At 38.8% G+C, this 21,340-nt stretch carries 22 protein-coding genes; 9 read left to right on the plus strand and 13 right to left on the minus strand.

Annotation, left to right across the window (positions count from 1 at the left end):
• The first annotated feature begins 186 nt into the window (after positions 1-186).
• On the plus strand, positions 187-1,443 hold the full coding sequence (locus ABVJ71_RS07640) for a helix-turn-helix domain-containing protein (RefSeq protein WP_353856336.1): 1,257 nt from the start codon (positions 187-189) through the stop codon (positions 1,441-1,443).
• A 36-nt stretch (positions 1,444-1,479) separates the two neighbouring features.
• Here ABVJ71_RS07640 and ABVJ71_RS07645 read toward each other — a convergent pair whose 3' ends face one another.
• From ABVJ71_RS07645 to mprF, 3 genes are all read right to left on the minus strand, one after another.
• Entirely contained in the window at positions 1,480-1,947 is a 468-nt protein-coding gene (locus tag ABVJ71_RS07645) for a DUF393 domain-containing protein (RefSeq protein ID WP_353856337.1), read from the minus strand.
• 340 nt (positions 1,948-2,287) lie between these two features.
• The gene (locus ABVJ71_RS07650) at positions 2,288-2,836 is read right to left on the minus strand and encodes a thioredoxin family protein (protein WP_353856338.1); all 549 of its coding nucleotides are present in this window, start codon (positions 2,834-2,836) and stop codon (positions 2,288-2,290) included.
• Between the two features lie 92 nt (positions 2,837-2,928).
• Entirely contained in the window at positions 2,929-5,499 is a 2,571-nt protein-coding gene (gene mprF, locus ABVJ71_RS07655) for a bifunctional lysylphosphatidylglycerol flippase/synthetase MprF (protein WP_353856339.1), read from the minus strand.
• A gap of 169 nt (positions 5,500-5,668) precedes the next feature.
• On the opposite strand from mprF, the gene ABVJ71_RS07660 reads away from it, so the two are divergent.
• Entirely contained in the window at positions 5,669-6,148 is a 480-nt protein-coding gene (locus ABVJ71_RS07660; RefSeq protein WP_353856340.1) for a MarR family transcriptional regulator, read from the plus strand.
• A 157-nt stretch (positions 6,149-6,305) separates the two neighbouring features.
• Here the strand turns inward: ABVJ71_RS07660 and ABVJ71_RS07665 are convergent, their stop codons facing one another.
• From ABVJ71_RS07665 to ABVJ71_RS07690, 6 genes are all read right to left on the minus strand, one after another.
• A complete protein-coding gene (locus ABVJ71_RS07665; RefSeq protein WP_353856341.1) occupies positions 6,306-7,313 on the minus strand; it encodes a zinc-binding alcohol dehydrogenase family protein in 1,008 nt (335 codons plus the stop codon).
• A gap of 84 nt (positions 7,314-7,397) precedes the next feature.
• The gene (locus ABVJ71_RS07670) at positions 7,398-7,901 is read right to left on the minus strand and encodes a hypothetical protein (RefSeq protein WP_353856342.1); all 504 of its coding nucleotides are present in this window, start codon (positions 7,899-7,901) and stop codon (positions 7,398-7,400) included.
• Between the two features lie 275 nt (positions 7,902-8,176).
• Complete coding sequence (locus ABVJ71_RS07675) at positions 8,177-9,217, minus strand: NAD(P)/FAD-dependent oxidoreductase (protein WP_353856343.1); 1,041 nt, start codon at positions 9,215-9,217, stop codon at positions 8,177-8,179.
• A 147-nt stretch (positions 9,218-9,364) separates the two neighbouring features.
• On the minus strand, positions 9,365-9,994 hold the full coding sequence (locus ABVJ71_RS07680) for a rhamnogalacturonan acetylesterase (RefSeq protein ID WP_353856344.1): 630 nt from the start codon (positions 9,992-9,994) through the stop codon (positions 9,365-9,367).
• 152 nt (positions 9,995-10,146) lie between these two features.
• Positions 10,147-10,611: a DUF6884 domain-containing protein gene (locus ABVJ71_RS07685; RefSeq protein ID WP_353856345.1), complete on the minus strand. Its 465-nt coding sequence runs from the start codon at positions 10,609-10,611 to the stop codon at positions 10,147-10,149.
• Positions 10,608-11,156, minus strand: a complete 549-nt coding sequence (locus tag ABVJ71_RS07690) for a VanZ family protein (RefSeq protein WP_353856346.1) — start codon at positions 11,154-11,156, stop codon at positions 10,608-10,610. Before ABVJ71_RS07690 ends, ABVJ71_RS07685 begins: the two co-directional genes overlap by 4 nt.
• A 176-nt stretch (positions 11,157-11,332) precedes the next feature.
• On the opposite strand from ABVJ71_RS07690, the gene ABVJ71_RS07695 reads away from it, so the two are divergent.
• From ABVJ71_RS07695 to ABVJ71_RS07705, 3 genes are all read left to right on the plus strand, one after another.
• On the plus strand, positions 11,333-11,911 hold the full coding sequence (locus tag ABVJ71_RS07695) for a TetR family transcriptional regulator (RefSeq protein WP_353856607.1): 579 nt from the start codon (positions 11,333-11,335) through the stop codon (positions 11,909-11,911).
• 72 nt (positions 11,912-11,983) lie between these two features.
• The gene (locus ABVJ71_RS07700) at positions 11,984-12,328 is read left to right on the plus strand and encodes an SMR family transporter (RefSeq protein WP_353856347.1); all 345 of its coding nucleotides are present in this window, start codon (positions 11,984-11,986) and stop codon (positions 12,326-12,328) included.
• A gap of 1 nt (position 12,329) precedes the next feature.
• Positions 12,330-12,644 (plus strand): SMR family transporter, encoded by a 315-nt coding sequence (locus ABVJ71_RS07705; RefSeq protein WP_353856348.1) that lies wholly within the window; start codon positions 12,330-12,332, stop codon positions 12,642-12,644.
• Positions 12,645-12,684: 40 nt separating this feature from the next.
• Here the strand turns inward: ABVJ71_RS07705 and ABVJ71_RS07710 are convergent, their stop codons facing one another.
• Both ABVJ71_RS07710 and ABVJ71_RS07715 read right to left on the minus strand, forming a co-directional pair.
• Positions 12,685-12,966, minus strand: coding sequence for a hypothetical protein (locus ABVJ71_RS07710; protein WP_353856349.1), 282 nt, complete (start codon positions 12,964-12,966; stop codon positions 12,685-12,687).
• 1,112 nt (positions 12,967-14,078) lie between these two features.
• The gene (locus ABVJ71_RS07715; RefSeq protein WP_353856350.1) at positions 14,079-15,263 is read right to left on the minus strand and encodes a DUF1835 domain-containing protein; all 1,185 of its coding nucleotides are present in this window, start codon (positions 15,261-15,263) and stop codon (positions 14,079-14,081) included.
• Between the two features lie 198 nt (positions 15,264-15,461).
• On the opposite strand from ABVJ71_RS07715, the gene ABVJ71_RS07720 reads away from it, so the two are divergent.
• The 3 genes from ABVJ71_RS07720 to ABVJ71_RS07730 all read left to right on the plus strand — a co-directional run bounded on the left by ABVJ71_RS07720 (position 15,462) and on the right by ABVJ71_RS07730 (position 17,957).
• A complete protein-coding gene (locus ABVJ71_RS07720; RefSeq protein ID WP_353856351.1) occupies positions 15,462-16,973 on the plus strand; it encodes a T7SS effector LXG polymorphic toxin in 1,512 nt (503 codons plus the stop codon).
• Positions 16,974-16,988: 15 nt separating this feature from the next.
• Complete coding sequence (locus ABVJ71_RS07725) at positions 16,989-17,294, plus strand: hypothetical protein (RefSeq protein ID WP_353856352.1); 306 nt, start codon at positions 16,989-16,991, stop codon at positions 17,292-17,294.
• A 468-nt stretch (positions 17,295-17,762) separates the two neighbouring features.
• Positions 17,763-17,957, plus strand: a complete 195-nt coding sequence (locus ABVJ71_RS07730) for a hypothetical protein (RefSeq protein WP_353856353.1) — start codon at positions 17,763-17,765, stop codon at positions 17,955-17,957.
• Positions 17,958-18,045: 88 nt separating this feature from the next.
• Here ABVJ71_RS07730 and rlmD read toward each other — a convergent pair whose 3' ends face one another.
• Entirely contained in the window at positions 18,046-19,431 is a 1,386-nt protein-coding gene (gene rlmD, locus ABVJ71_RS07735; protein ID WP_353856354.1) for a 23S rRNA (uracil(1939)-C(5))-methyltransferase RlmD, read from the minus strand.
• 102 nt (positions 19,432-19,533) lie between these two features.
• Positions 19,534-20,403, minus strand: coding sequence for a DNA-3-methyladenine glycosylase (locus tag ABVJ71_RS07740; protein WP_353856355.1), 870 nt, complete (start codon positions 20,401-20,403; stop codon positions 19,534-19,536).
• A gap of 435 nt (positions 20,404-20,838) precedes the next feature.
• Between ABVJ71_RS07740 and ABVJ71_RS07745 the strand changes: the two genes are divergently transcribed.
• A complete protein-coding gene (locus tag ABVJ71_RS07745) occupies positions 20,839-21,339 on the plus strand; it encodes a stress protein (RefSeq protein ID WP_353856356.1) in 501 nt (166 codons plus the stop codon).
• The last annotated feature ends 1 nt before the right edge of the window (position 21,340 follow it).

Here is a 21,340-nt window from a genome sequence, read left to right on the forward strand (position 1 = left end):
CATTAGCTTAAAAGTTGTTTGATTTTTTCAACTAATGTTACAATCATATTACGTTTTAAATAAATTTTGAAAGAGGAGCCAAAATAATCAAATCATTTCAGCTTTTTCCCATTTAAGCATTTACTCAACTGGCTGTTTTTGCTAAAGGCTTTCGACCCATGATTGGAAGGGAGGCTTTTTGATGTAATGAAAACCAATATTGGACAAATTATAAAGCTATATCGATATAAACAAAATATGACCCAATCCGAATTGGCAGAAGGAATTTGTTCTGTGTCTCATTTAAGCAAAATTGAAAATGGTTCAAAAGAGGCGAATCAAGATACGATCAATTTACTGCTTGCCAGACTTGGAATCAGCCAAGAAACGCTCTCTCAAAAGGCACGTCACTTGCTGTCATTGCTTGATGAGTTTCAAATGAACATGTATTTCTATGCCCTAGATCAAGCTGAACAAAACGCTGAAATGATTATTCATCATGAAGAACAGTTTTTTTCGTTAGATTTAGGCATTCAGTATCATTTGTCCTTATTTCAATTTTATCTATTAACTGAAAAGCAGCCGCTTGCATTAAAGACATATCGCGTGTTAAAAAAGTTTGAAAAGACCTTTATTGAAACAGAGAAGGAAACCTTTGAATATCTAGATGGGATACATCAGATTAAAAATGGTCAACTAGAAGAAGGGTTGAAAAAGCTTGAAAGCTGCTTTTCTTACGCTTCTGTCGAACAAAGTGATCTTTATTATAATTATGCGAAAGCACTTGGAAAAATGGGACGTTTTGGTGATGCTCTTGAGGCAACACATCAGGCGATGGACTTATATAGGCAAAAAAACAATTTCAAACGAATCATTCATTGTACATTGATACATGGCGTGATCTCGCTGGAATTAAAAGCATTTCAAACAGCTAAGAAATATTTAAAAGAAGTCATTTTGCATACATCGCTTTATCCAGATTCTTTTATTAAAATGATCGCTTATTTTTATTACGGGGTTCTTTTGAAACGTGAAGGTGATTTTTCATCGGCAGTGCCTTTTTTACTAGATTCATTGAATTACTTTAATCAGGAACAAATAGAGGATCGCTATTGTGAAACGCTGTATGAAATTGCGACATTATATGCTGAATATGATCGGAAGAAGGCACTTCCTTACATACATGAGTTGTTAAAACAGCCACGTATTCAGCCGCACTGTTTATATATGATCAAAATCTATAAATTAATGATTGAACAGAACCCACATGATTTAAAAACATATTTAGTCGAAGCAGCCATTCCGTACTTTGATAACCACCAATTACACAATGAGTATCTTTTTGCACTCAGAACCCTGCTTTCTTATGCGTCTTCTGAGCTTGATCAGTGTGAGTTTTCCTCTTATACTGAGAAACTGCTTCGCCACTTAGAGCGATATGTTCCATACTACAAAAAAGCATGACCTTCTGCCGATCAAAGGTCATGCTTTTTCTATATTTTAGATTGTCTTTTGTTGATCTCTTTCAGGACGGGGCACTTGTTCGACAGAATGAATATATCGTTTTTTCGAAAAATAATCGTACGCATATTGCCCGAAGCCAAACCAGATGCTAAGCAAAATAAATGGGACCGTTCCCCATAATGCAGGGATGTTGCAAGCAATACGCAACAATGTATAAATCCCTGAATTTTTTTGATTTTTGGCTAAGGAGATAGAGACGATTCGTTTCTCTGCTTTATCTTCGCTTATTTTATTCAGCTTTAAAAGCTGTGAATTCCTAAATGATTCGAAGTGAATGCGATTCTTCCAATCGAGTGCTTTTAATAGATCAATTGCCTTCGCACATGTAGGACTTTGTCCATCGAAAAACACGAGCAGCCTTAATGATTTGATGGAACGTTGTTCTCTTTTTTTTGATTCAGCTAGCTTCTTCTTTTCTTGCTCTAGATAAATGATTTTTTTCATAAATTAACCGCCAGTCCTTTTCCGTCATTTGTTTTTTTAGTTCGTACAAAGGAGATTACAACTAGATTACTATAGTTGCTGGGCCTCTTGTATTGGGAAAAAGCAAACGGTTGTGCGTTATATGAGCCTTTAGATAAGGGCAAAATTGCTGATTTCATGGCATATATGACGTTTTTCAACTAAAACTTGTTGGGAAAATCGTGATGCATTGCGGTTTTCTGCGGGATTTGATCGATTTCTGCGGTTTTTCTACATCTTTATGTATGCGGTGATTTGTAAGAAAACGCAAAAACAAGATAAAAAAAGACTACTTCCCATTGCGGCGAAGTAGTCTTTTGATTTATATTTTTGCCAAAACTTCTACTATTTCTTTCTCAATATCTTTCCATAAATAACGGTCTGTCGTGTAACGATGCACGGCTTCTTTGGCAAATGCCTCAAAAGCAGCTTCAAATTCAGGTACTCCTTTATCAGGCTTTTTCTCATCCACAAAGCGCTGTGCTTCTGCTGAACGCGGTCCCCATTTCCCCACTTCATTCCCGTCTTGATCAATGAAGACGAAAATTGGAATTGATCTTGCGGTCCCGTTCGTTAAATACCGATCCATTAGGTCTAGATGCTCATCTCGAATGAAATAGCGTGCATCAATGAGTGCTTCACTCGCAATGCGCATAAAAATTGGTACATTCACCATCGCATCCCCGCACCAATCTGCTGTGATGACAAGCGCTCTTAGCTTTTTCTTCTGAAGACGCTGAAGCAGTTCTTTTTCTTTTTGGTGAATCGCGTACTGGTTGTACACCGTGAGTAGGTTAACGCGGTTTTTCTCCATGTTATGTACATAAGTACGTTCAGCTAACCCCTTTGTAAACCATTCATTTAATGTCATTCCTTACATCCCCCTTACCCTTCCACTTTACCACTTTTTCTATTCTTTTGTCTAAAAAAACCTTCACCTAGTGAAGGAAAAGGTTTTTTGTCTTATTGAGACCGTTTTCGGTTTGGGTCCATCCCGATCAGTTTGGTGACGAGCGCCATGGTGACAGGCAGTGACGTATTCTTTTTATACGCTAAATATTTCCCACGCCATTCTGGTTTGTATTTTTGTTTAAACGACCGTAAGCCGCTAAAACTATACATATATCTCACGTTGTTAAAGATGACGCTGGCTAAGCGTTCTGTTAGGAAGGACTGATGAAACGTTCCTACATTCGACAGTGGCGCCATCCCCATATTAAATGATTTGTAGCCTTTTTCTTTTGCCCATTGAAAGAGGTGGATGAATAGGGCATCCATCATCCCATTCGGTGCATCATGCATATGCCGCATTAAGTCGATGGAGATCTCCCCTTCTTGATACATTGGCATTAAGGAAACAAAAGAAATGACCTTTCCCTGCTCATCCTTGAGTATCGCAACGGGTGCTTTTTGTAGATAGTCTACATGAAAGTAACCAAGTGAAAAGCCTTTTTCTTTTTTCTTCCCGAGCCAACTATCCGAAATGTATTTTAATGTGGACAGAAATTCATCAGAAAAAGGTGGTTCAACCATTTCAAAAGTGTAGCCTTCCCGCTCAAACTTATTGGCGACAGCTCTTAGATTTGATTTTTTCTTACCTGAAAGAGAAAATGTTTCTAAGTTGACTATGGCTTCTTCTCCAAGCTTAAAGAAGTGAAAGCCTAGATCGTGATACAAGGCCATCCCTTCACGTTCCACTTGATAGAATGCAACGCGGTAACCTGCTGTTTCAGTCTCCTGCAAAAATTCCTCAAGAACAAGCGGATAAGAGGATTTACGGCCAGATGGATCACCAAGCACAATCACACAGCGGCCAATGCGTCCAAACTGAAGCATCGCCTCACCATCACTTGAGAAAAACAACTTTTTATCCCCTAAAAAGCCAAGATGACTGAGTGCATTTCCTCCCTTTTCTTCTAGGAACGCTTTTAATTTTTGTTCATCTGCTTCCTCTCCAATAGGAAAGGCCTTTTTATTAAAAATCAATCTACTAATGAAAAAGAAAAGCGGTACACCGATCAAAGCAATCATGCTCGTCATGGTGATGTGCCGTTCATTATGCACAAGATAATCCTTGCTTAGGAAATGTCCAATTTTCTCCCAGATAAAGTTCCCTATGACATTATAATTAAACAGAACCAGTAAATATCCGACTGTAGCCGCTATAAATTGATACAAGGAATAAGGGGCTTGCTGCTTCACAAATTGATTTCGCAGTGAAAAGAAAACTGCCATAATGACGGGCAAAATAAAAATCAGGCTTAGGTTAAACCCTTTTAGCAAGGTAAACACAAAACCGCCAGCTAGAGAAATCAACGTCAAAACGTAAGACCGCTTTGTTCTTTTGTACACTTCAATGGACAAAATCATAAGGATGATCCCGAACATTAAAGATAGACCGTTAAACCCTGATAACAGAAAACGGGGAATGCTTGTAATCACCCCTAAACGATCTACAGGCAGCACAACGGAAGCCATAATCAATAAGCCGCTTCCAAACGTTAAAATGGATAAAGAACCGTACAACAAACGGATTAATAATGCCCTGTGCAATACAATTAAGACGTTCGTCGTTTCAATGGCAGGTGCCATTTTTGGATTGCCTTCAAGGCGTTTAAGGGTAGTTCCAGTTAAATCGTATGCTGCCAGACAAAGCCCAAGAATAAACGGAAAGATTGAATACACGAAACGATACAAAACAAGGGCTGTCAGCACCATTTCTTTATCGAAACCAATGTATTGCATACTGAGTAAAAAGATTAGATCAAATGAACCGAATCCCCCTGGAATCATACTGATTAAGCCGCCGATTGATGCAATGGCAAACACACCTAATATGATTCGGACATCGACGTTCATTCCCATTGCCACAACAGCCATATACATGACAAGACCTGCTGCTAACCATTCTAAAAATGATGCACCAATGTATGCGTAAATCGGATGCTTAAGTCCGTTTTCGCCCCCCTGAATCGAGCTTTTTTGAACCGAGACCATGATGATATAAATCGGCACAAGACAAGCAAAGATAATCACAAATGCCCATAGCCAAGGTTCCTGACTAATAATACTCTCAACTGGTAGAACCCTGACCAATATCAAATCACTGAAAATAGACAAACCTAAAAGAACAGAAGATGTCAAAAGCGCAATGCCTTTCAACAGTTTTTTTGTATCTGATATGTACTCCTTATATAAAAGCGTTCGGAGCCCTGCTCCTGATAGGCCTCCGAATCCAAGTACACTGTTAAAGGAGTTCGCAATCCAAGAGATCCGAACTGTTTTCCAGCTACTGATTTGCATATCAAGACTTCTTCTTAAAATAAAATCATATAAGGACATAGAGAGGACAGCAACAAGTCCAAGAAAGACAAGAATAAACAAATCCATTCGATTCAAATTGTCAATAATATAAAAGGTCTTTTTAATGGAAAGGCCGCTGAGCTCCTGCTTGGCGACAAAAATCAATACAAGGATGATGACGACTGGAAAAAGCATTTTTAAGATTGTCATGCCCGTTTTTTTGTTCCACATCTTTTTCCCAACTTTCTAGTTTGCTTCATTTGTTTTCAACTGAACATTATTATACAACAAATACCACTTGTTTCATTCAGTTTAACATGCAAAAGCTTCATGATGCTTTCCTTTAGAAGTAAAAATCAGTAATATAAAGAGAAGAGCCGCTTAAAGGAAGTGAACAAGCGTGGAGTATAATATTCATGATACCACCGTACTAAAAGAGGAAATTCTATCTCCAGAAGAAAAAAAGACATGGGTGCTTTATATGAAAGTACTCACAGCCGCAGGACTCGGAGATGTCTCTGAATGGATGAAACTCGATATGAGTATGCCTCAGATGAAAGTGCTCATGCTGCTCAATAACCATGGCTCTCTCAAGGTATCCGAAATTGCTGAAAAAATGGGGGCATCTTTGTCCAATATGACAGGTCTGCTTGACCGTTTAGAGCAGTCAAACTTTATCGAGCGGAAGCATTCTGAACGTGATCGACGCATCATTGTCGTAGAAATGACAGAGGAAGCCAAAAATATTTTCAGAAGTATTTATCAAAAAGGACACGAAAAAATTAAAAATTCCCTCCAACGGCTCAACGATGAAGAAAAAGAAAAAGTAAATGAAGGTCTGGCCATATTAGAAAAGGCACTTCGCCCCGAAAGAGAGTGAAGACAGACGAGGAAAAAGACGGTCATGTTAAATCCGTCTTTTTTATTTCATCGTGTATATCATTCTCTGTGAAGGTTTTTGAAATCGCGTTTCTATCATCCCTTAGTATGCTTGTTGTTCAAAATGGTTCATATAACCAATTATTGTCGCCTGCTCTTTAAAATCCTTCTAGCACGAATTTGCCGATCATCTGCCCTTTCTCAAGCTCTTGATGTGCATGTCTCAAATTTGCTGCATTCACAGGACTCAGAACTTTTGTTAAAGTGTGCTTTAATTTCCCCTGTTCAAATAACTCACTTGCTTCTGTTAACAGCTCATGCTGTTTTATCATGTCCTCTGTCTTATACATAGGGCGTGTGAACATGAATTCCCAAACAAAAGCAGCACTTTTGTTTTTTAGCAATTGAATATCCAAACTGTTTTGATTTTCAACTATTGTACATATCGTTCCTTGTGGTTTAATGGCTTCTGCCATTCCTTGAAAATGCCCGTCAGTATCGTTTAAGCATAAAATAGCATCCACTTCACCGATCTTTTTTTCCTGTAATTGTGCCAATAAAGGTTGATGATGATCAATGATATAATCGGCTCCTAATGAGAGGCACCACTGTCTTGTTTCTGGTCTTGATGCTGTTGCAACGACAGTCGCATTTGTTAATTTAGCCAGTTGAATGGCAATGGAGCCTACTCCACCAGCACCGCCTATGATTAAAATGGTCCGGTCCTCTTCATTTCGCTTGATATGCATGCGATCAAACAAGGCCTCATACGCAGTAATTGTCGTCAGTGGCATCGCTGCTGCTTCTGCAAAAGAGAGATTGGCAGGCTTTCTCGCAATGATTCGTTCATCCACAAGCTGAAATTCACTATTAGAACCTTGACGAGTGATGTCTCCTGCATAGTACACATGATCACCAGGCTGAAACAACGTACACGCTTCACCCACTTCAACCACTATCCCGCTAGCATCATAGCCGAGGATTTTCAATTCCTCTTCCTTCTGATTCATAGATGTCCTTACCTTTGTATCAACAGGATTCACCGACACAGCCTCTACTTTGACCAGCACATCCCGTCCAGTTGCTCTTGGCTTTTCAACCTCCTGATCAATCAAGCTTTGCTCATGTTCAATTGGCAAGTACTCATATAATCCAACCGCTTTCACCCTCGCACACTCCCTTTCCCATGCTTCTCATTTTATTATCATTTTATGTTAATTTTATATGAATCAAAACAAGGGAGGGCACATTTACGACCGTCCCATAGCCTTTCGTTCCCTAACAATGCAAGCAGGTCGAGGTTTTTGCTGAAAAGGAATGTATTTCAACCAACTTGTTGACTTAAAGAAAATTTGTACGTAATAAAACTGAATATGTTGAAGTAAGATAACTACAAAGAGAAAAGCAGATAAAATGAGCGAAAAGACGTCCGCTTCACCTTTCACCAAATCAATGATGAAGAACATCACATAACAGATGATGAAAAGCTGCTCTCCCCTTTGAACAATCCGAATAAAAACATGGCCAAGTTTCGATACATCTCCTGATTGACGCTTCCTGATTTTTCTCGATTTATAAAACCAAACGATACTTTCTAATAGATGATGGGACATAAAAAGGACAATGATTGCAAGAAAAAGAGGGGATTGAGTAATCAGTGGTTGGGTAATGAAAGAAAGCAACCAAAAATAAAATACGATAAAGGCATGTCTCATAGATAGGAGAAATAGTTCTTTTTCTAAGTGCTTTTGCATCTTATTCACCTCATTAGGTACTACGATTTCACTCGCCAAAAGGTTTCCTCTCATCAAGGATCGTTCGTTGCTTTCTGTCATAGAAAGAATTGTATCTGTCTAGAGCGTCAATTCCTCTTCCTCCTTCCATATGAAAAAAGTGCTGCCCATCTTGGCAGCACTTCAGCGTGTAGACAAACCCTCGCATTCGTTGTCAAATTCTTAAGTGCTGGTGAAAAAGGGCTCAAATAAACACCATTTTAACCCTTTGACAACAATGTTTGACTGGATGCTAATCAATGAGCACTAGCTGATTGTAATTGTTTGTTTTTCTCTTTAAAGCGTTCATTATGTGAGGAGACGTACGCCACTTTTTCTGCTTCTGGTTCAATGTAAAGCTTTGCACTATTCAATGCATTTACGCCATCAACAAATGTACCGGCAATTAAACGGACTTTGCTTTTATGTGTACATAGGTCTCCTACGGCGTATACGCCTGGTAAGTTGGTTTCCATTTTTTCATTGACCTCGATTAGTCCCCAGTCCCCCTGCTTCAGTCCCCAGTCTGCTAGAACACTTAAATCACCTTTCATACCATGATTGACAATGACTGCATCAGTTTCAATTCGTTCGATTTCACCTGTTTCTAAATGCTGAATGGTCACAGCTTGAATGTTCTCTCCATGACCATGAAGCTCTATCAGTTCATGCGGTGTGAAAATTCGTGCACTTGACGCTTTCATGTTCGCCACGTTTTTCTCATGTCCACCAAACATGTCACGACGATGCACAACCGTGACGCTTTCAGCAATTGGTTCAAGCGCATTTGCCCAATCGACGGCTGAGTCACCGCCTCCGGATATGACGACTCGCTTACCTGCAAATGTCTTCGGCTCTTGCACTGTATAATAAAGGTTTGTCACTTCATAACGGTCTGCATGTTCGATTTCAAGTTTACGCTGAACTGGAATTCCATGACCCATCGCTAAAATGACCGTCTTTGTTAAATGGCGATCACCATTTTCAGCAGTCAGCAGAATATGACCATCCTCTAAACGCTCGAACTTTGTGATTTTTTGATTCAGCGCAATTTCTGGGTCAAATGTTTTCGCCTGCGTTTCGAGCTGTTTAATGAGCTGTTCACCTCTTGTTGGCGGCAATCCGCCTACATCCCAAATGACTTTTTCTGGGTAAAGAAGTACTTTTCCTCCAAGGTTTTCATTGTATTCAAGTATTTTCGTCTTTAAATCTCGCATCCCGCTATAAAAGGCGGTGTACATACCTGCTGGACCGCCTCCAATAATGGTGACGTCAAATAATTCAAGCTGATCTGTCATTTGAGTCCCTCCAGTTTCTAAAATACATCTATAAGTGATATTGATTCTCATTATCATATATGTATATTGTAGTCTACTCTGGTCAAGGGAATCAATAGCTTTCTGCCAAAAAGAACAAGACGGGCACTGCACCCGTCCTTTCATGGTTCACACAATGCTTAAACCAAGATCCTTTAATTCAAGAGAGACAAGTCTTGCAATCGCATCTGCACCTTCTTTTGTAAAATGAGTGCGGTCATCAATACCCGTTGACAGCATAAAGTAAGAAGTTGTCTTCTCTAGACCTGATATCTGATAAAATCGAAGGCTGGCGGTCATTAAATCAACAAGAAGAACTTCTTCCTCATCGGCTAACTCTTTCATGGCGGCACAATAATCAGGAAAAACATTAATATATTCTCCGTCTTTTTCATGAAATCGTCCAACAGGGGTTAACAAAAGTGGTGTTGCCCCCTTTGCTCTAGCTCCATGAACATATTGTGACAAATAGCTTTTGTAGGTCGTAAAAGGTTCCGTATGCCGATCAGGCTTCGACGTTGATGCATCATTATGTCCCATTTGAGTAAAAAGCCAATCCCCCGGCTGAATCTCTGCCAATATGTGATCAAGACGCCCTTCTTCAATGAATGTCTTTGAGCTTCTTCCACCGATCGCCCGATTCACGACTTTTACGTCTTTTGCCGTATAACGATGTAAAAACTCTCCCCAACCTCCTTGAACAGGACGATCTGGGTAAGACGCAACGGTTGAATCACCAGCTAAATAGATGGTTGTCATGTTCATACGCCCCCTTTTTTATTCAGCCACCTCTCCATTGACAATGCGGCATGAAAGTGGCTTTTGAAAAGAACTGCAAGCGACCAGCATCGCTTATTCAATCATTCTCTTTTTCATCTTCAAAACCCTGCAAATAGAAAGTTGTGCATTCATTATATATGCGGCGTAAGTTCTGTTTTTGTCTCGACTGCCGCCTTTAATGCCTGTAACATATAGCCAATCCCTCGATAAGGAGTTAGCGGATAATTTGCCTTTTGATGAGACTGCAATAATGGGTCAATGACTTTTCGATATTTCTTTCCCCCTAATATCACAAGCTCATCATATGCGAATAGCTTTTTTTCATAGAATTGACGATAGAGTTCTTCTTCTGTGATCTGTTCAGGATGCGGTGTTCCGAACGCAACATCATAATGATCAGATACAATGTCATGTGCATGTAAAAAACCGTGCTTCGCTGATAAAATCAGCCATTCGGAAAAAAAGGTTTGGGCATAGCACTTCGTTCGTTGATGAAGGGGGCTTAAATAGACAAGGTGTGCCGGCTGGCTTCCCGCATCTGGCTTAACATCCCATATTTTTTTTGCACCACAGGGAATGATACAAACTCGCTTCACCTAATCTTCTCCTTCCTTCGTTGGTACATGTGATATATAAAACAGCCAATCGCTGTTCCTATCGTATTTAATATCATATCATCTATATCGCTACTTCTAGTAATGATATCAAATTGGGAGAAAATCCATTGCAGTACTTCAATCATCGTTGATAGGATAAAACCTGCTAAAATCGCTTTCTGCCAGCACATTTTTCTATATCTCCAATAAAGTAAAAAACCGAGCGGAACAAATAAAAGAATGTTTCCAGCAAGATTTAAAAATACAAGATTTGGGTAGCCTTGGTGATAGGCGTGAACGTTTTGATAGATTGAGTGAAAAGGCATGAGATTGACACTGACTTGATCCCTAGGGGCGGAAAAACGATTCGGAAAGACCGTTAAATATAAAAGGAAATTTGTATAAAAAAACAGACAGGCAAGAACCATTTCCGTTTGCAAATAGATAAAGCGGTTTTGCTTTATTGCCTGTCTGTATCTCATATAAATATATAGCGGAACGAGCAGAATAAAGTAACTAATCGAAATTACTGCGCTGACTGTCATTAAGAGAGCTGCCCCTTTCCTCTGTTATGCTTGGACATATTACAGCTTATTCATGCCTGATTCCGTCTATTCATCCCTTATTTTCTCAATCAATAAAGTTAGCAGGTCTCATATTGACAAATCGTCATTTTCCGGTTATACTGACTGACATTCAGTCACTTAAGGTCGGTGAGGTTATGTCGAAACGAGAAAAGATTATGCTCGCTGCCATTGATGCGTTTAAGGAAAAGGGGATTGAAAAGACGACCATTTCAGACATTGTGAAAAAAGCAGGTGTCGCACAAGGAACGTATTATTTATATTTTCCCTCGAAGCTTTCTGTGATGCCTGCCATTGCAGAGCATCTTATTTCACAGATGGTTCCTGCGATTGAACAGGAATTAACCCAGCATGCTGATGTACTTGATCAGGCAGATGCTCTTGTTGAATTTATTTTCTCCTTTACGAGACAATACCGTGATGTGCTTGCCCTCACCTACTCTGGTTTAGCCGCAACCGAGCATTTAAAGGAATGGGAAGATATTTACGAACCGCTCTACAAATGGGTTGCCGCCTTTTTAGAAAAAGCCAAGCAAGAACGGCGCATTAGATCAAATTTGAACTGTCAATATGCGGCAAAATTTATTATTGGCTTACTAGAGTCCTCTGCGGAACAAATGTATTTGTTTACCGAAACAGATACAGAGGAGGTGCTCATTCAAAAACGGGAAGTCAAGCAATTTCTCCTTTACGCACTCGGCATAGAGACACCTTAAAAAGTACAGCATACGCTGTACGCTCTTTTTCGGCTTTAAAATGACGAATCGTCAGTTATAGGAGGATATGAGATGAAGAAAAGCTGGATATATGTCGCACTCACTTGTTTATTTGAATTACTTTGGGTGTTCGGCTTAAATAAAGCAGATGCAGTTTGGGAATGGGCGATCATTATCTGCCTCATCCCTATCGATTTTTACTTTTTAATGAAAGCCTGCGAGAAGTTACCGACAGGAACGGTCTATGCCGTGTTTGCCGGAGTTGGAACCATCGGTACGTCCATCATGGATTATACGCTGTTCGGCGGATCATTCTCATTAGAAAAATTGCTGTTTATGGGCATTTTAATCATTGGTATTATTGGTTTAAAAGTGTCAGATGGAGAAACGCATCAGCAGAAAGGAGAAGCGATATAAAATGGGCTGGTTTTTTGTTTTGTTCGCCTCTGCCTGTGAAATCGGCGGAACCATTGGCTTAAATATGTTCAGTAAGAAAAAACAAATCGCATCAGGCTTATTATTTGTCGGTGGCTTTGCCGCTTCCTTTTTATTTTTATATGCTTCATTCTCTTCTGTTCAAGTATCTGTCGCCTATACGGTATGGATTGGTCTAGGGACAGCTGGCTCTGTTTTATTTAATATGATTCTATTTAAAGAGCCGAAAAACTTGATTCGTATCCTGAGCCTGCTGCTCATTGTCATCGGTGTGGTGGGGCTGAAGTTGTATACATGACAATATAGAAAAGGCAGGGATTGCTTCCCTGCCATCATCATTAATGGAGCACCGATTGTTCATTCAATATATCAATGGCATAAAGTGATTGCTCGTGTTCATCTAATAGGACATATACTTTGAGGGGTGCGCCTGATTGATCTGTCTGCTGCGTGAATAACACACAAGTGAATTTTTCTACTCCTTCTGGCAACTTACTTTTAAGAAAAGGGTGAAGAATGGGAGAGATTCGAAGGGTATCAACATCTTTCAGCCAAAGCTCATTTTGTAGCGCAGGATAATGGTCAACTAAAAACTGGCGAAACACTTCCAATGGACTCAAGTGGATATCCTCACTTTCTTAGCATGACATCAAACTCACCTTGAAACACTATGAACTCTTACATGACTTTGGCACACATATGTCGCTCTATTACTTAAGACACTTTATCTCCTCGTGGATATGAACTGTTCATTAACTTTACTGTATTGAATGCTCAAAATGTATATACGTTCTCTCATTCTTTTTGAAAGAATAAGGTTGCTTCTCGCACTTGAATTCAAACGATGAACCTAAAGTCATTCTCTTATTATTTTCTTTCGTGATAGAACGTCGTCTTCCTGCTATGATATTCCATTTTGTTGAAAAAGTACTTCTCTTCTAAAGGTGAAGCAACTAACAGAAGGCTTGTTACATCCAATGATGTTTGTAATGATCCAAGTAAACTACACTGTTTTTAAAACTTCTTCATTCTCAATCTCTAAAACGAAATGTTACTTAATGAAATAACTTCACCGTTTTCTCCGTTCACTCCATATTGACAATCCAATTTTCCACATAAAATATATGTTGTTGTTCAAAGTCTTACACATAGATAGGCATTAGCTCAAACTATTCTTTTAGCTTATCAAATGCTTCTTCTTGCGAGAAGGTTATTTTACCTGGAGCTTGAACTTGATCGGACATTCCGCACATCTTGAACATTTGTTTCCACTCTTTTCCCCATTTTGGCTTTTTCGTAGATCGCCACCTGTTCAAAAGATTTTGTAGAGTCTATTTTTATAAAACCTACAATACTTTAACAAGTCCTAAAATGAAGAAAAAATACGATAAATGAATTGTAAATATATTACTCAAGCCAAATAGGACCATGATCACTGCACTTTCTTTAATCTCATCCCTTTTAACGGTGTTAGTTCCGTAGAATCCACTCTCATTTTTTCAGCTTCTTCTTTAGACATGTTGAACGTTCGTGACAAATCTTTATTACGTCTCTATGCAATAAACAATTCAATATTTTCCCTTTTATACGCAGACTCGGTTTTAGAGTTCTCTTGCGTCATTGCTTCTCAAATGAAAATAAGGATTAAAACGTCTATTCATTCCTTAGACGCCTAATCCTTCGTAAATCGTTCTTTTATTGTAAAATAAAATGGGACCACCGCTTCACTCCTTTAAATATCATATTTCGTTCTTTCACTCGGGATATACTCAATTTGATACGCAGGTGATAATGCATGCTTCATTTTTTCAATGATTCGTTCCCCTTCCTGATTGAACTTCTTTTCTAGCTCCATACCATCTGGTAGCAAGTCCTCTGTCTCTTCATCAAGCCAACAGCCATACTGTATGTTCCATTTACAGATGTCTAAAAAGAGTGCATCGCTTAAAGGTACATCATCTTTTTCTAAAGGACATTGACAATAACCACATTGAAAAGGTTCAACATCATAGGTTCCTTCTATTTTCACAAAAGGTTTATCTTTAAACTCACGACAGCACACCCACTTTTTGAAGCGCTGGCCGTATGGTGTGAGCTTAATAGAATAGTAGCGCATGGAAAATAAATTCCCTTTCATGTCAAAAATACCTTGATTGATTAATTTCTTTAGTCGGTACTCAATAAAATCATCTCCGATATACTGATCTAAATGACCGATGACTTCTCCAATCAAACGAGCTGCCTTTATATCATCCTCTTCTTGACATGACTGATGAACTCGCTTTGCCATTTTGACCAAATAAGCGTCAAATTCATCTTCTGGTACGCTGATCGTTTGTTCATGTCGCCATATCCGTAGTGTATGATCTCCCTTCGCAAACGAAAGCCATTCTTTTTGTAATCTCTCTCTTTCTTCCTTGGTAAAGGTGTGAAAGTGCTTTTTACTTCCATAAATAATTTTATATTTTTCAGATGGGATTTCTCCAGTATGTCGAAGGTCCATGCGAATTGTATTTGTATTAAACAACTGATCATATGCAATGGTTGTATTGATTGCGGACACTTCAACGTTTTTTTCTTTTAATAAATAAACGGCATATCGCATGCCTATCTGTTCATGTGCATTGTTGCCTGTCCAGATCAGAATGCGCGCGCCATTTTTTATATTCTTTATTTGTTCAAGCATTATTTTCTGACTAATGACCATGTCATCAAATTCGCCAAATTCATTGGATAAGACGTGACGTAGCCACTCTTTACGCTTCTCTTGCCCTTCACGTTCATGCAAATGCCAAAGTGGTCCAATGGAATAAATATCATCAAAGGTGATGATATCTTCCACTTGATCTTTCTTCATTTCACGCAATGCTTGTTTTAGACTACCAGCAGGTGAAGCGCCAAATACGATATGAATCATGCTTTGTCTCCCTTTATCTTACAGTTTCTTTTATCTTCGCCTAATTATTGTTCTTTCGTCAATCCATAATATCCATTTTATTTAAAATCACAGGCAGTGAGAGACATTTTTACGGAAGTTAAGTATTTATTTCCCAATCATTCTCCGTATAATGGTAAAATCTCTTTTGATTGCAACCAAGCATTAAAGGAGAATGCCATGAAAACTTTAGATGTTCAGGCGTTGCACATTGCCATTGATCAAACGCTGGAACAATTAACACAACAATCACAAAGCATCAAATCCCTTGAAATACAAATCAATCAAATCATCTCACTAGATGGCGCACTAAAGGGCGAGGCTGGAGAAGCCATTCGAGCGTTTTACGAAGAGTGTCATATCCCCTTTTTGCAATTCTTTCAGGTCGTCATTGAAGAATACACCGGTGCGCTAAAAAAGACAAAGCAGGCTCTCCATGCATTTGAATCAAACCCGAATGGCTTTATCTCTCAATCATTCATTGAACACGAGCTTGATCAAGGGTTAAAAAAAGCAGAACGGACCATTTCTGATATCGTATCAGATGTAAATCAAGCCCTCGGCAGGGTCAGCCATATTGTGCATTTGCCACATGTAGATGAATCTGCTTTCCAAGAAAGCTACCAAAAAGCATGGCTTGAGACCTCAAAAACCATTGGACTGCTTCATGCATTTGACAGGAAACAAACGAGTGGTTTACATGAAACAGAAAGCGCCCTTCACACAATGAATCAATACATAGACACCCTAAGCACCATGTTCACTGGTCCGAAAATCGAAATCACCAGCTATCAAAAAGGCTCTATTTTCAAAGATGGAAAAGCAGAAAAAGTGAGCAGTACGATCAGTGGATTGAATGAAAAAATAGACAATCCTGACGAAACCCCAATGATGATTATGCTGAGGAAGCTGAGAGAGAAAGAACGGGCGAATGTGGATACGGTTATGAAGGAAAAGCCACCTACTAAAATCAATCAAAACGTAGTGATCATCAATGGGAAAGTGTATGATACAAGTGAGTACAAACATATCGACTTCGCAAATGCCAAAACAGTTGAAGTCATGCGAGACGGAATGCTGTATCGGTTACGAATATCGGAGCAAAACAAAGTAACGATTGAGAGCGTTAAACCGATTTCTGATGTAAAAACAGGCGATCAACCCCAAAACGTATTAAATACAGCGGTTGAATTCACAGGAATAAACGACGCAATTCGAGTCATTACAGGGAGAGATCCTGTAACAGGTAATAAAGTCACTGACACAGACCGCCTCGTATCAAGCTTGTACATGATACCAGGAGCTCAAATCGTTAAAGCTGGAAAATACGTGTTTAAAATAATGAAAGGGGAGAAAGTAGCTAAGAAAGTTACGAAGACGGCAAAGGAGACTGTTAAACCTGTCTCAAACATGAATGAGTTTTTTGATATGAAATTTGGAAAATCAATAAGTAATTCCTTATCAAAAACAAAAGTAAAGTATGACGGACAATCAATTTATAAGGTAGAAAAGAAAACTGCTAACCAATATCTGAAAAAGGGTTATGGAGTTTATCTTGACGCATTACATAAAGACCATTTAGAAGTAATTGATAAGACAGGGAATGTGAAGTACGTTTTGAATTTAGATGGTACTTTAAACACTAATAAGACTAAAAAGGCACTTGGACGATTTGTTAAGGAATATAAATAAATAGGGGGTATTTATATGGATAAGAAATTAGAAGGAATATTGGACATACTAGATAATCTTAATTCAAGTATTAATATTGTAAATAAAGAAGATTTAGACGAACTGTACGAGAACCTTGAGGATTTTAGGATGTTAACTAAAGATTTGGATGTTATATTAAATAATTTCGGTTCATTGGATAAGAACAATGGTGATGAAATAGAGAAAATGTTATTTGAACTTCATAGAATTATTACAACGTTTGAATGGCATTTCTCAGAAATCAGTGATTTAAACACAAAAATTTTAAAAAATTATCAAGACAAAATCAATAACGACTAGTAATGAGAATCCTTAAAAGAGTTTTTTGTTTCTTTTAATGGAAAAGACGGTGCTCATATAGTCCATCCATTAGAATGAAATAAAAGGATGAATAACTATAGAATATAACTCTTTAATAAAAACATTAGATGAAAAATGTATTAAAGATTATGGGGAAATCAGACACACTCTATGGAACAGATAATAGGTTAGAAGTCGATGATGTAAATTATTTAGAGTAATAGAAATTTTAACCCATCCTACTCATAATGAAAGCAGTATATATAATTGGTTAAATAAAGAAAAAAGCTCATTAGTAGAGATCTTCTTTATGAAGAACCACCAAATGCAGTATATTTAGCAGACGGTCAGAAAATATGGGAAATGGACAGTGATGAATAACAGTTAGCCCTCTTTTTATAGAGGGTCCAGGCTGTAGGCTGTCGAGATTTTCTCGACAGCCTGATTGAAGATTAGCTGGTTGCGTACTTGAAATCTTACAGGAAAAAGAGTTTAGGATCGTTATATGAGGATGAGAATCAGGATTTTATTTGTGCTAGACAAGATGGCAGACCAATTTATCCTCGTACTGCAGGTGTATCTCTAAAAGAAGTTCAAGAACGTCTTGGTCATTCATCTATAAAAATGACTGGAGACATTTACGCCCATGTAACTCCAAAATAAAGCTTGAACAGCAAAAAAATTCGATGCATATAGGCGGTTAAGTGGTCAAAATGTGGTCAAATGAGATTTGACATCTCTTCAACCCTTATTATTTAAGGGCTAAAGACACCACGCACTCCACATGCGCCGTATGCGGAAACATATCCACTGGCTGAATATATTCGATCTTGTAGTCTTTTGACATGTATTCGAGGTCTTTTGCTAGTGTTGATGGGTTACAGGAGACGTAGACAAAGCGTTTCGGTTTGACCTTTTTGACTGTGTCTAGGAAGGTGCGTTCGCAGCCTGTTCTTGGTGGATCAACGACGATCACGTCAGGACGGAAGCCTTGTTTGACCCATTTTGGCAACCAGTGTTCCGCTGTTCCTGTCACATAGGTAGCGTTTTTCATGCCGTGTTTTTTGGCATTTTTCTTGGCATCGTCAATGGATTCTTTGATCACGTCCATTCCTCTTACTTCTTTTGCGCCATCTGACAGCCACATTCCGATCGTGCCAACGCCGCAATAAGCATCGACGAGTTTCTCTTTTCCTGTCAGTTTGGCCGCTTTCTTGGCTTCATCATAAAGCTTTATGGTTTGCTTCGGATTCAATTGGAAGAAGGCACGTGCGCTCAGCTCAAAGGAAACATCACCAAGGAACTCTTGAATGACCATATTCCCAGCTAAGTGTGAAGTCTTATGACCAAAGATGACAGATGTTTTTTCACCATTGATATTGTGCATAATGGACGTTACTTCTGGCAGACGTTTTTGAATGGCTTCGGCGATTTCTTTTTTCTTTGGAAATTCTGGTTTAGCTGTAACAAGCACGACCTGTACCTCGCCTGTTTTAAATCCAACTCGCACGACAATCGAACGCACGTCTCCTTTCCTTGTACGTTCGTTGTAAACTGATACGCCAAATTTCTCTAAAATTTTGCGGACAACGCCTGTTGTTTTGTTCGTTTCTGGATGCTGAACGATACATTCCTTAATCGGAACAAGCTTGTGAGAATTCAGCCCATAGAGTCCTGCAATGATATCTCCACTATGGGAACGTCCTACTTGAAATTGACTTTTATTCCGGTAGTGCCAAGGATTTTCCATGCCGATCGTTGGTCTGATATCTAGTTTTTCTACCAATAATTTCGTATGACGCTCTATTGATTGAATGACAATATCACGTTTTTCTTTTAATTGTTGCTCGTAAGCCAAATGCTGAAGCTGGCATCCTCCGCACTGCTCGTATACTGGACATGGCGGCTTCACTCGATGCTCCGAGCGTTTTCGCACTTTCCTAACCGTACCTTCTGCATATTTCGGCTGTACATTTGTCGCTTCTACGACTACTTCCTCACCAGGAAGCGCCCCTGGAACAAACACCACTTGCTTTTTAAAATAACCGACTCCTTCGCCATTAATGCCAAGGCGTTTAATCGTCAGCGGGAACTGTTGTCCCTTTTGCAGAAGAGCCACTTGCTGTTTATCTTTCAATTTCAATCTCTCCGTTCTATTTGAACCTTTATAGGTTGTCCTCATTTTATACCATCTCATTAGTATATCACGACTTGGACAAAGAGAGAAAATGCGTTTCATTTATTTGTCTTTCTCGATACTTCTCCATAAATAAAGGGAAGCGTAGCTTAAATAAGGCGCCCACTCCTTGCTCAATTCCATCATCTGCTCTTTTGTCGGCTTCTCGGACAATTCAAAATGCTGTTTGATGGCATTTTGAATACCGATATCAGCCATTGGAAAGAGATTCGGTCTTCCAAGTCCATTCATGAGCACATTTTGAACAGTCCAAGGACCAATTCCTCTAATTGGAAGAAGCCGCTCTTCAATTTCATCATCCGGCAATGCCTGTAATTTCTCTAGACAAAGGGAGCCGCTGACGATTCGTTTTGATACGTCAATGACATATTCCGCCTTCCGCTGACTGAATTGAAGCTTTCGTAAGTCGTCTGTGTGAAGGGAGGCAATGGTTTCTGGTAAAGGATCAAACCAAACACCTTCTATTTGCTCTCCATAGGTGTGAACAAACCGCTTTGTCAGCTCATAAGCAAAGACCAGATTAAGCTGCTGATGAATGATGCATTTCATCAAACAATGATACAAATGAAAGTCAAGCATAAGCGGTGTACCCATGTGACGTTCAAATATAGATGCAAGGTTTGTTTGAGAAAAGTGGGCATGAATGACTTTTAATTGATGATTCATCCCAAATATTCGCTTAATCTCACATATAATTTGATCCTTTGGACCATGTGCCTTCACAAGGAATGTTGGCGTCTCGATTGTTCCAGTTGCTCGAACGATCGCAATATATGGATTTTTTCCCAACCTGATCGGTACTTTAATTTCTCTTTTTTTCATATCTACTGCCTTTAATGGATCATTTGATAAGCGCCTTAACACCTGATCGAAGTGATATGGCGGCTCAAGTACCAACTTTTTTTCCCACATTATATGCCTCTCCCTTTCTGCCAAAACAAGCGATATGATTGATTCATTTAATATGAATCATTCTCTATATTGAATACTTTTAAAAATAAAGAGTACAAGAATTTATCAGTCATATCTTCCTTATTTTCGGTCATTTTCTTTTTGGAATCACGCAAGATTTTAGGCGAATCCAACCAAAATTCGACATGATCTATCAAAATTTTAGGATCATATTCCTCAAATTAGAAATAGAACCAATGGGCGATATCTTACTTTTCAAAAAAATTTATAATTATGACATATCAAGGAGGTGAACAAAGGAATTAGCAGAATAGGCAATCATTTATTTCATCTTACAGGAACATATTTACCTCATTGATTAACCGGCTTCACCTAGTTTCATAATTTTACGAAAAGTAAGACCCAAAAAAATTAAAAACAAAGGAGATCCGACCAATGAAAAAAACAATTCTTTCTATTGCACTTGCTACTGCTGTTTCTTCGACACTACCTGTTTTTGCTCATGCTGCTGAGCCAAAAGCCGCTCCAGTTTCAACAACTGTTCAGCCAACTGTCTTAAACAAAATTGCTGAAAGTAAAGCATTTTCTCCTAACGTTAACATTAACTTTGACGTACTTGGTATTGCAAATGCAATCATCAATGCTGCTAATGCAAACACAAACCGTGAAGGCTTTGTAAAAGGTTTAATGGAGTCTGCTTTCTATGCTGCTGGCTCTAGATACAATGTCATGGTATTTAACTTAAGCCAAGGCTATGAGACACATTTTAACGGAGTCAAAACATTCGCTACAGTTAGATACGGAGGTCTCACTTACGGAGTTTGGGTATTTGAAAGTGGATCTTTCACAAACAAAGGTGACGGCGGCTACATCAACTGGGCATTTAGAGGCTGGTTTGACCGTAACGGTGGTTTCGTTAACTTCCGTCGTCCTTAAA

It is taken from the genome of Bacillus sp. Bos-x628 (assembly GCF_040500475.1).
In the GTDB taxonomy this organism is placed as follows: domain Bacteria; phylum Bacillota; class Bacilli; order Bacillales; family Bacillaceae; genus Bacillus; species Bacillus maqinnsis.